Origin of the sequence: Pseudomonas sp. LB-090624, assembly GCF_003205205.1 — a bacterium.
Lineage (GTDB): Bacteria > Pseudomonadota > Gammaproteobacteria > Pseudomonadales > Pseudomonadaceae > Aquipseudomonas.
Genome location: NZ_QJRL01000028.1, coordinates 57,376 through 68,306, shown reverse-complemented (window position 1 = coordinate 68,306; position 10,931 = coordinate 57,376). Strand labels below are relative to the sequence as shown.

General features: G+C 63.8%; 10 protein-coding genes. All 10 read left to right on the top strand.

Features of this window, described 5'->3' with window-relative positions:
* Positions 1-339: 339 nt before the first annotated feature.
* Positions 340-1,782: a cytochrome-c oxidase, cbb3-type subunit I gene (ccoN, locus tag DMX11_RS21255; RefSeq protein ID WP_085625437.1), complete on the top strand. Its 1,443-nt coding sequence runs from the start codon at positions 340-342 to the stop codon at positions 1,780-1,782.
* Positions 1,782-2,390, top strand: coding sequence for a cytochrome-c oxidase, cbb3-type subunit II (ccoO, locus tag DMX11_RS21250; protein ID WP_016488340.1), 609 nt, complete (start codon positions 1,782-1,784; stop codon positions 2,388-2,390). Before ccoN ends, ccoO begins: the two co-directional genes overlap by 1 nt.
* Before the next feature lie 5 nt (positions 2,391-2,395).
* A complete protein-coding gene (locus tag DMX11_RS21245; protein ID WP_056801413.1) occupies positions 2,396-2,587 on the top strand; it encodes a CcoQ/FixQ family Cbb3-type cytochrome c oxidase assembly chaperone in 192 nt (63 codons plus the stop codon).
* Positions 2,584-3,564, top strand: coding sequence for a cytochrome-c oxidase, cbb3-type subunit III (gene ccoP, locus DMX11_RS21240; RefSeq protein WP_110746497.1), 981 nt, complete (start codon positions 2,584-2,586; stop codon positions 3,562-3,564). Before DMX11_RS21245 ends, ccoP begins: the two co-directional genes overlap by 4 nt.
* A gap of 258 nt (positions 3,565-3,822) precedes the next feature.
* Positions 3,823-5,238, top strand: a complete 1,416-nt coding sequence (ccoG, locus tag DMX11_RS21235) for a cytochrome c oxidase accessory protein CcoG (RefSeq protein WP_110746495.1) — start codon at positions 3,823-3,825, stop codon at positions 5,236-5,238.
* A gap of 15 nt (positions 5,239-5,253) precedes the next feature.
* Positions 5,254-5,781: a FixH family protein gene (locus tag DMX11_RS21230; RefSeq protein ID WP_110746493.1), complete on the top strand. Its 528-nt coding sequence runs from the start codon at positions 5,254-5,256 to the stop codon at positions 5,779-5,781.
* A gap of 151 nt (positions 5,782-5,932) precedes the next feature.
* Positions 5,933-8,407: a heavy metal translocating P-type ATPase gene (locus DMX11_RS21225; protein ID WP_110746491.1), complete on the top strand. Its 2,475-nt coding sequence runs from the start codon at positions 5,933-5,935 to the stop codon at positions 8,405-8,407.
* Positions 8,386-8,601 carry a cbb3-type cytochrome oxidase assembly protein CcoS gene (gene ccoS / locus DMX11_RS21220; protein WP_110746488.1) on the top strand — a complete coding sequence of 72 codons (216 nt, stop codon included), beginning with the start codon at positions 8,386-8,388 and terminating at the stop codon, positions 8,599-8,601. The genes DMX11_RS21225 and ccoS overlap by 22 nt, the downstream gene beginning before the upstream one ends.
* Positions 8,594-9,277, top strand: a complete 684-nt coding sequence (locus DMX11_RS21215) for a sulfite exporter TauE/SafE family protein (protein ID WP_110746486.1) — start codon at positions 8,594-8,596, stop codon at positions 9,275-9,277. The genes ccoS and DMX11_RS21215 overlap by 8 nt, the downstream gene beginning before the upstream one ends.
* 105 nt (positions 9,278-9,382) lie before the next feature.
* Positions 9,383-10,765 carry an oxygen-independent coproporphyrinogen III oxidase gene (gene hemN, locus DMX11_RS21210; RefSeq protein ID WP_110746483.1) on the top strand — a complete coding sequence of 461 codons (1,383 nt, stop codon included), beginning with the start codon at positions 9,383-9,385 and terminating at the stop codon, positions 10,763-10,765.
* Positions 10,766-10,931: the final 166 nt, after the last annotated feature.

Below are 10,931 nucleotides of genomic sequence, written 5' to 3'. Positions count from 1 at the left end.
CTACCACCCTCAGCCCCCCTTCCCTTGCACCCCCACCGAACAGAACTAAGCTTGTTGCCTCAGTGGGCTTCGCTCCGAAAGGACCGATGCAGACGCGGCGCATGGCCTGTCGCCGCCCCAAAAAAAGCTTGACCGATCGATCAGAAAAAGGCGAAAAACGGTACACATTACAAATATTTATTTGTGTACAATCGTTCGGACCCGATCACTGCGGGACATCAGTGAACGGGCACGGGCACGGGTCGGCGTACCAAAGTTGCGTTGCGGTAACCCTGGTGGTTATCAATACTGGCGCCGATTTTTCGACCAACAAGAACATCAAAACCGTGGAACCTTAGAATGAGCACAGCAATCAGTCCGACTGCTTATAACTACAAGGTCGTCCGCCAGTTCGCCATCATGACGGTGGTCTGGGGGATCCTTGGCATGGGCCTCGGCGTCTTCATCGCCTCGCAGCTGGTGTGGCCGCAACTGAACCTGGACCTGCCCTGGACCAGCTTCGGCCGCCTGCGACCGCTGCACACCAACCTGGTGATCTTCGCCTTCGGGGGCTGTGCGCTGTTCGGCACCAGCTACTATGTGGTGCAGCGCACCTGCCAGACCCGGCTGATCTCCGACAGCATGGCCGCCTTCACCTTCTGGGGTTGGCAGGCAGTGATCGTCGGCGCGCTGATCACCCTGCCGATGGGCTATACCACCACCAAGGAATACGCCGAGCTCGAATGGCCGCTGGCGATCCTGCTGGCCATCGTCTGGGTCACCTACGGGCTGGTGTTCTTCGGCACCATCGTCAAGCGCAAGACCAAGCACATCTATGTCGGCAACTGGTTTTACGGTGCATTCATCGTGGTCACCGCGATGCTGCACATCGTCAACCACATCTCGCTGCCAGTGAGCCTGTTCAAGTCCTACTCGGCTTATTCCGGCGCCACCGACGCGATGATCCAGTGGTGGTACGGCCACAACGCCGTGGGCTTCTTCCTCACCACCGGCTTCCTGGGGATGATGTACTACTTCGTGCCCAAGCAGGCCGAGCGACCGATCTACTCGTATCGCCTGTCGATCGTGCACTTCTGGGCGCTGATCACCCTGTACATCTGGGCCGGCCCGCACCACCTGCACTACACCGCACTGCCTGACTGGGCGCAGTCGCTGGGCATGGTGATGTCGATCATCCTGCTGGCGCCAAGCTGGGGCGGCATGATCAACGGCATGATGACCCTGTCCGGTGCCTGGCACAAATTGCGCACCGACCCGATCCTGCGCTTCCTGGTGGTGTCGCTGGCGTTCTACGGCATGTCCACCTTCGAAGGCCCGATGATGGCCATCAAGACCGTGAACTCACTGTCGCACTACACCGACTGGACCATCGGCCACGTGCATGCCGGCGCCCTCGGCTGGGTAGCCATGATCTCGATCGGCGCGGTGTACCACATGATCCCCCGCCTGTATGGCCGCGAGCAGATGCACAGCGTCGGCCTGATCAACGCGCACTTCTGGCTGGCCACCATCGGGACCGTGCTGTACATCGCCTCGATGTGGGTCAACGGCATCACCCAGGGCCTGATGTGGCGCGCCATCAACGACGACGGCACCCTCACCTACTCGTTCGTCGAAGCCCTGCAAGCCAGCCACCCTGGCTACATCGTCCGCGCCCTGGGCGGTGCGTTCTTCGCCAGCGGCATGCTGCTGATGGCCTACAACGTGTTCCGTACCGTACGTGCCGCCAACCCGGCACAGGCTGAGGAAGCCGCCAAGATCATCGTTGTGGGAGCGCACTGATGAAGCATGAAGCTGTCGAGAAGAACATAGGCCTGCTGGCCTTCTTCATGGTCATCGCCGTGAGCGTTGGTGGCCTGACCCAAATCGTCCCGCTGTTCTTCCAGGACGTCACCAACAAGCCGGTCGAGGGCATGAAGCCACGCACCGCGCTGGAAGTCGAAGGGCGTGATATCTACATCCGTGAAGGCTGCGTGGGCTGCCACTCGCAGATGATCCGCCCGTTCCGCGCCGAAACCGAGCGCTACGGCCACTATTCGGTAGCCGGTGAAAGCGTGTGGGACCACCCGTTCCTGTGGGGCTCCAAGCGGACCGGGCCGGACTTGGCCCGCGTCGGTGGCCGCTACTCCGATGACTGGCACCGAGCGCACCTGTACAACCCGCGCAACGTGGTACCGGAATCGAAGATGCCGTCCTACCCGTGGCTGGTCGAGAACAAGCTCGACGGCAAGGACACCGCGAAAAAGCTGGAAGTGCTGCGCACACTCGGTACCCCGTACACCGATGCCGACATCGCCGGTGCGCGTGACGCGGTCAAGGGCAAGACCGAAATGGACGCCATCGTCGCGTACCTGCAAGGCCTTGGCACCATCATCAAGAGCAAACGGTGACGCTGATGGATATCGGGATGATTCGCGGCCTGGGCACCGTCGTGGTGATGGTGGCCTTCGTGGGCCTGGCGCTGTGGGTGTTCAACCCACGGCGCAAAAAGGATTTCGACGAAGCGACCCAACTGCCTTTCGCGGATGACCCCGAGGCCAGCCGGCACGTCGAGCAAGCAAAAGCTTCTGGGAGCAAACAACAATGACAACCTTCTGGAGTCTGTACGTTACCGTCCTGACCCTGGGCACCATCTTCTCGTTGACCTGGCTGCTGCTGTCGACCCGCAAGGGCCAGCGGGAAGAGGTCACCGACGAAACCGTCGGGCATGCCTTCGATGGCATCGAGGAATACGACAACCCACTGCCGAAATGGTGGTTCTGGCTGTTCGTCGGCACCATCATCTTCGCCCTCGGCTACCTGGTGCTGTACCCGGGCCTGGGCAACTGGAAAGGCATCCTGCCGGGCTATTCGTATCTGGATAACGACAAGCAGACCGAGTTTTCCAACGGCCAACCGGGCTGGACTGGCGTGCACGAGTGGGAAAAGGAAATGGCCAAGGCCGACGCCCGCTTCGGGCCGATCTTCGCCAAGTTCGCGGCCATGCCTATCGAAGACGTCGCCAAGGACCCACAGGCATTGAAAATGGGTGCGCGGCTGTTCGCCTCCAACTGCTCGGTGTGCCATGGCTCCGACGCCAAAGGTGCCTTCGGCTTCCCCAACCTGACCGACAACGACTGGCGCTGGGGCGGCGAACCGGACACCATCAAGACCACCATCTTGGGCGGCCGCCATGGCGTGATGCCAGCCTGGGCCGAGGTGATCGGTGATCAGGGCGTGGCCGACGTGGCCGCCTTCGTGGTCAGCAAGCTGGATGGCCGTACGCTGCCGGAAGGCGTCAAGGCCGATGCCGAAAACGGGCAGAAAATCTTCGCTGCCAACTGCGTGGCCTGCCATGGGCCGGAAGGTAAAGGCACGCCGGCCATGGGCGCGCCGAACCTGACCCACCCGCAGGCGTTCATCTACGGCTCGAGCTTTGCCCAACTGCAGCAGACCATCCGCTATGGCCGCCAGGGGCAGATGCCGGCCCAAGAGCAGCTGCAGGGGAATGACAAGGTGCACTTGCTGGCAGCTTATGTGTACAGCCTGTCGCAACGGGACCAGGCGCAGGCCAAGGCTGAGTAAGCAGGCCTGGCCTCTTCGCGGGCAAGCCCGCGAAGAGGCCGATACAGCCAGTGCATTTCTGGCAGGCTGATGACCTGGATCAATTGACACCCGCCATAACACGATTCACACCACGAACCCAACGCGACTAAAGGTCGCAGTGCGATCCCATACCGCCATCAGCGGCGTATCATGGACCGCAGAGCGCTAGCAGATTGCGCGAGACTGCGGCCGGCACGCACTGGCCGCGGCGTTTCTCCACTGCCGTGGGACTTGATGATGAGCAAGCAAATTCCGGTACATGATGTCACCCCGCCTGCCAGCAAAGGGAAGGATTCCGTCGACCTCTACGCCTCACGGGAAAAGATCTATACCCGCGCCTTCACCGGCCTGTTCCGCCGCCTGCGCATGGTCGGCGGTGCAGTGCTGTTCCTGCTGTACTTCGGCACCGTGTGGCTGAACTGGGGCGGCCACCAGGCCGTATGGTGGAACCTGCCCGAACGCAAGTTCTACATCTTTGGCGCTACCATCTGGCCGCAAGACTTCATCCTGCTCTCTGGCATCCTCATCGTCGCCGCCTTCGGCCTGTTCTTCATTACCGTGTTCGCCGGCCGCGTGTGGTGCGGCTACACCTGCCCGCAAAGCGTGTGGACCTGGATCTTCATGTGGTGCGAAAAGGTTACCGAGGGCGACCGCAACCAGCGCATGAAGCTCGACAGGGCGCCCATGAGCGGCAACAAGTTCCTGCGCAAGCTAGCCAAGCACAGCCTGTGGCTGCTGATCGGTTTTGTCACCGGCATGACCTTTGTCGGCTACTTCTCGCCAATCCGCGAGCTGGTGATCGAGTTCTTCACCGGCCAGGCCGATGGCTGGGCCTATTTCTGGGTCGGTTTCTTCACCCTCGCCACCTACGGCAACGCCGGGTGGCTGCGCGAACAGGTGTGCGTGTACATGTGCCCGTACGCACGCTTCCAGAGCGTGATGTTCGACAAGGACACGCTGATCGTTTCCTACGACCCGCGCCGTGGCGAAACCCGCGGCCCGCGCAAGAAAGATACCGACTACAAAGCCCAGGGCCTAGGTGACTGCATCGACTGCACCATGTGCGTGCAGGTCTGCCCGACCGGCATCGACATCCGTGATGGCCTGCAAATCGAGTGCATCGGCTGCGCAGCCTGCATCGACGCCTGCGACAGCATCATGGACAAGATGAACTACCCCAAAGGGCTGATCAGCTACACCACCGAACACAATCTGTCCGGGCAGAAAACCCACATGCTGCGCCCCCGGCTGATCGGCTATGCCGCCGTGCTGCTGGTGATGATGATCGGCCTGGCCACTGCCTTCGCCACCCGCTCGCTGGTCGGTTTCGACGTCAGCAAGGACCGCGTGCTGTACCGCGAGAACGCCCAGGGCCGGATCGAGAACGTGTATAGCCTGAAGGTCATGAACAAGGACCAGCGCGACCATGTGTACGTGCTGGATGCCGCCGGCCTGCCGGATCTCAGGCTCGAAGGCCAGCGCGAGATCCGCGTGGCTGCCGGTGATATCGTCAGCCTGCCGGTACAGCTGTCGGTCGCTCCCGAAAAACTGCCTTCGACCACCAACGAAATCACCTTCATCCTCAAGAGCGCCGACGACAGCGACGCCCAGGTTGAAGCCAAGAGCCGCTTCATCGGCCCACAGATCCGCTAAGAGAGATAACGCACAATGCCTGCCGCCACCGCCGCCAGCCCCTGGTACAAGCACCTCTGGCCCTGGATCATCATTGGCATCCTCACCACCTCGGTGTGCCTGAGCCTGACCATGGTCAGCATCGCCGTACGCAACCCGGACAACCTGGTGAACGACAACTACTACGAGGCCGGCAAGGGCATCAACCGCTCCCTGGACCGCGAGCTGCTGGCGCAGCAACTGGGCCTGAAAGCCAGCGTGCATCTGGACGAACTGACCGGCGAAGTGGACCTGCGCCTGACCGGTAGCAGTGGCCCGCAAAACCTGGAGCTGAACCTGATTTCGCCGACCCAGCCGGAGAAGGACCGCAAGGTGCTGCTGAGCCGGGTCGAAGCAGGGCGCTATGTGGGGCAACTGGAGGACAAGGTCGACGGGCGGCGCTTTGTGGAACTGCTGGGCAGCGAAGGGGGCCAGGTGTGGCGCCTGTTCGAAGAGGAAAAAGTGGCGCATGGTGTGACCTTGCAGCTGGGTGATGAAGCCCTTCAAGGCGCCGAACACCAGTAATGATTCCTGGTATGAATGGGGGCGCTTTGCGCCCCTTTCGCGACGCAAGGCCGCTCCCACAGGAGAACGCATGCTTCTGTGGGAGCGGCCTTGCGTCGCGAAAGGGCTGCGAAGCGGCCCCGGCGATCTCACGACATAAGACTGTTCCAAAATGACCCAGCCCACCCCCTGCTACCACTGCGCCCTGCCCGTCCCCGCTGGCAGCCGCTTCACCGCCGTGGTCCTTGGCCAGCCCCGGCAGTTCTGCTGCCCCGGCTGCCAGGCGGTGGCCGAGTCGATCGTCGCGGGTGGCCTGGAGCATTATTACCAGCACCGCAGCGACAACAGCGCCAACCCCGAAGCCTTACCCAGGCAACTACAGGACGAACTGGCCCTGTACGACCGCAGCGACGTGCAGCAATCCTTCGTCCGCCACCAGGGCGAGCTGGCCGAAACCACCTTGCTTGTCGAAGGCATCAGCTGCGCCGCCTGCGGCTGGCTGATCGAAAAGCACCTGCGCAACCTGCCCGGCGTCGCCGAAGCCCGGTTGAACCTGTCCAACCACCGCCTGGCGCTGAGCTGGGACGACAAGCAGCTGCCGCTGTCACGCCTGCTCGCCGAACTTCGCCAGGTTGGCTATGCCGCCCATCCCTACCAGCCTGACCAGGCCGCCGAGCAACTGGCGCGAGAAAACCGCAGCGCCCTGCGCCGCCTAGGCGTGGCCGGGCTGCTGTGGTTCCAGGCGATGATGGCGACCATGGCCACTTGGCCGGAATTCAACATCGACCTGACACCCGAGTTGCACACCATCCTGCGCTGGGTCGCGCTGTTCCTGACCATTCCCATCGTGTTCTACAGCTGCGCGCCCTTCTTCAAGGGCGCGGCGCGCGACTTGCGAACCCGCCACCTGACCATGGACGTTTCGGTGTCGCTGGCCATTGGCCTGGCGTTCGGCGCCGGCATCTGGACAGCCATCACTGGCAGCGGCGAGCTTTATTTCGACACGGTGGGCATGTTCGCCCTGTTCCTGCTGACCGGCCGCTACCTGGAGCGCCGCGCCCGCGAGCGCACAGCGGCGGCCACTGCGCAGCTGGTCAACCTGCTGCCAGCCTCATGCCTGCGCCTGGACGCCATCGGGCGCAGCGAACGCATCCTGCTCAGCGAATTACACTGCGGCGACACCGTGCAGGTCCTGCCCGGCGCGGTCATCCCTGCCGACGGGCGCATCGTCGAGGGCCGCTCCAGCGTCGACGAATCGCTGCTGACCGGCGAGTATCTGCCGCAACCACGCCGGGTGGGTGAACGGGTCACTGGCGGTACGCTGAACGTCGAAAGCACGCTGAATGTGGCTGTGGAAGCCCTCGGCCATGATTCACGCTTGTCGGCCATCGTCCGCCTGCTGGAACGCGCCCAGACTGAAAAACCACGCCTGGCGGAAATCGCCGATCGCGCCTCGCAGTGGTTCCTGCTGTTCTCGCTGCTGGCCTCGGTAGCCATCGGCCTGTGGTGGTGGCACCTGGATCCGGCACGGGCGTTCTGGATTGTGCTGGCCATGCTCGTGGCCACCTGCCCTTGTGCGCTGTCTTTGGCTACGCCAACCGCATTGACCGCCGCCACCGGAACCCTGCACAAGCTTGGCCTGCTGGTCACCCGCGGCCACGTGCTGGAGGGCTTGAACCACATCGACACGGTAATTTTCGACAAGACCGGCACCCTGACCGAAGGCCGCCTGACCTTGCGCAGCATCCGCCCGCTGGGCAGCCAGACTGCGGACCGCTGCCTGGCCCTGGCCGCGGCGCTGGAAAACCGCTCAGAACACCCCATCGCTCGCGCGTTTGGTCGCACCACCACGCCTGCCGATGATGTACAAAGCGTACCCGGCCTGGGCCTGGAGGGGCTGGTAGACGGCCAGCGCCTGCGCATTGGTCAAGCTACCTTCGTCTGCGCCTTGAGTGGCACGGAAATCCCCGCTGTACCTGAGCCTCGCGGCCAATGGCTGCTGCTGGGCGACCGCCAGGGCCCCATGGCCTGGTTCGGCCTGGATGACCGCCTGCGCGACGACGCGCCGGCCCTGCTCGCTGCCTGCAAGGCGCGGGGCTGGCACACCCTGCTGCTGTCGGGCGACAGCTCGCCGATGGTTGCCGAAGTGGCCGCGCAGCTGGGTATCGAGCAGGCCATTGGCGGCCTGCGCCCGGATGACAAACTGGACCGCCTGAAAGCCCTGCAGGCTGACGGGCGCAAGGTGCTGATGCTCGGCGACGGGGTCAACGATGTACCGGTACTGGCCGCCGCCGATATCAGCATCGCCATGGGCAGCGCCACCGACCTGGCCAAGACCAGTGCCGACGCCGTCTTGCTGTCCAACCGCCTGCAAGCGCTGGTGCAGGCGTTTGAGCTGGCCCGCCGCACCCGCCGCAACATCCTCGAGAACCTGCTGTGGGCGACCCTGTATAATGGCCTGATGTTGCCGTTCGCCGCGCTCGGCTGGATCACCCCGGTGTGGGCCGCCATCGGCATGTCGGTCAGCTCGTTGATCGTGGTGCTCAATGCCCTGCGCCTGACCCGCATGCCGGATGCATCCGCACTGTCGAAAAACGCAGCACCCCAACCCGGGAGGAAGTCGCCATGCCCGCCCTCTATGTCATGATCCCCGCAGCCCTGCTGCTGGTCGGCGTGGCCGTGTACATTTTCTTCTGGGCCGTGGACAGCGGCCAGTATGACGACCTTGACGGCCCCGCTCACAGCATCCTGTTCGATGACCAGGACCCGCGCCACCAAGCGGCAGTGAAACCTGACGACACCCAGGCCGACGCCAACAAGGAGCCGCCCCCCCGTGCCTGACCTGCTTCCGCTGCTGGGCTCGGCACTGGTCCTTGGCCTGCTCGGCGGCGGTCACTGCCTGGGCATGTGCGGCGGCCTGATGGGCGCACTGACTTTGGCCATCCCCCCCGAACAACGCGGCAAGCGCCTGCGACTGTTGCTGGCCTACAACCTGGGGCGCATTTTCAGCTATGCCTGCGCCGGCCTGTTGCTGGGCCTGGCCGGATGGGCCGTGGCAAGCAGCCCGGCAGCGCTGGCACTGCGGGTGGCGGCAGCCCTGCTGTTGATTGCCATGGGGTTGTACCTGGCTGGCTGGTGGAGTGGACTGACCCGTATCGAGGCGCTGGGCCGGGGTTTGTGGCGGCATATCCAGCCGCTGGCGTCGCGCTTGCTGCCGGTATCCAGCCTGCCCAGGGCGTTGCTGCTGGGCGCCCTGTGGGGGTGGCTGCCGTGCGGTTTGGTGTACAGCACCCTGCTGTGGGCGGCCAGCCAGGGCAATGCCGGGTACAGCGCGGTGTTGATGCTCGCGTTCGGGCTGGGGACCTGGCCGGTGTTGCTGGCAACCGGGCTGGCTGCCGAACGGGTGAACGCCCTGTTGCGGCGACGCAGCGTGCGCGTGGCGGGCGGTGTGCTGGTGATGCTATTCGGTGTCTGGACCCTGCCGGGCCCACACCAGCACTGGCTGATGGGGCATTGACGGGGGCTGCAAAGCAGCCCCAATGCCCTTGATACAAATCAACACAGTTTCCTACAGACGGCCATAGACTCCGGTGCACTGCTGCTCTTTCCGGGGACCGCCCTCATGCTCGACGACCTTCGTTGGGACACCGACCTGATCCGCCGCTACGATCTCGCCGGGCCACGCTACACCTCCTACCCAACCGCCGTGCAGCTGCACAGCGAGGTGGGCTCGTTCGACCTGCTCCACGCCCTGCGCGAAAGCCGTCGGGCGGTGCGCCCGCTGTCGCTGTACGTGCACGTGCCGTTCTGCGCCAACATCTGCTACTACTGCGCCTGCAACAAGGTCATCACCAAGGACCGTGCCCGTGCCGCACCGTACCTGCAGCGCCTGGAGCAGGAAATCCAGCTGATCGCCTGCCACCTGGACCCGAAACAGCGTGTGGAACAGCTGCATTTCGGCGGTGGTACGCCGACCTTCCTCAGCCATGTGGAACTGCGCCAACTGATGGCCACCCTGCGCCAGCACTTCCACCTGCTGGACGACGACTCCGGCGACTACGGCATCGAGATCGACCCGCGCGAAGCCGACTGGTCGACCATGGGGCTGCTGCGCGAACTGGGCTTCAACCGCGTCAGCCTTGGCGTGCAGGACCTCGACCCCGCCGTGCAGCGCGCGGTCAACCGCCTGCAGAGCCTGGAGCAGACCCGCACCCTGATCGAGGCGGCGCGCACCCTGCAGTTCCGTTCGGTCAACCTGGACCTGATCTACGGCCTGCCCAAACAAACCCCGGAAGGCTTTGCGCGCACGGTCGAAGAAGTGATCCGCCTGCAGCCCGACCGCCTGTCAGTGTTCAACTACGCCCACCTGCCCGAGCGCTTCATGCCGCAGCGGCGCATCGACAGCAACGAGCTGCCCAGCCCGGCCGCCAAGCTGGAGATGCTGCATGCCACCATCGACCAGTTGACCGCCGCAGGTTACCGCTACATCGGCATGGACCACTTCGCCCTGCCCGACGACGAACTGGCCATCGCCCAGGAAGAAGGCACCCTGCAGCGCAACTTCCAGGGCTACACCACCCACGGGCACTGCGACCTGATCGGCCTGGGCGTATCGGCCATCAGCCAGATCGGCGACCTGTACTGCCAAAACAGCAGCGACCTCAACACCTACCAGGACAGCCTGTCCAACGCCCAACTGGCGACCCAGCGCGGCCTGGTGTGCAACCACGACGACCGGATACGCCGCGCGGTGATCCAGCAGCTGATCTGCCATTTCGAGCTGGCGTTCGAACCGATCGAACAGGCTTTCACCATCGATTTTCGCGGTTACTTCAACGACCTCTGGCCCGAACTGTTGACCTTGCAGCGCGACGGCCTGATCAGCATGAACGACAAAGGCATCCGCATTTTGCCGGCTGGCCGCCTGCTGGCGCGCTCGGTGTGCATGGTCTTCGACGCTTACCTGGCGATGCAGAATCGCCAGCGTTTCTCGCGGGTTATCTGAAAACCGAGTCGTTCAACCGCATGGACAAGCCTCCTTGCCAAGCACACTATGGGCACACGAGGACTCCCGGCAGCCCGTCTGCCGGGGTTTCGCCAGGGCGCACCATCAACGCGCACGCTGGCCTACACCCTGTGTCGTGGGTTACCCTTACGACTTATGTGTGCTT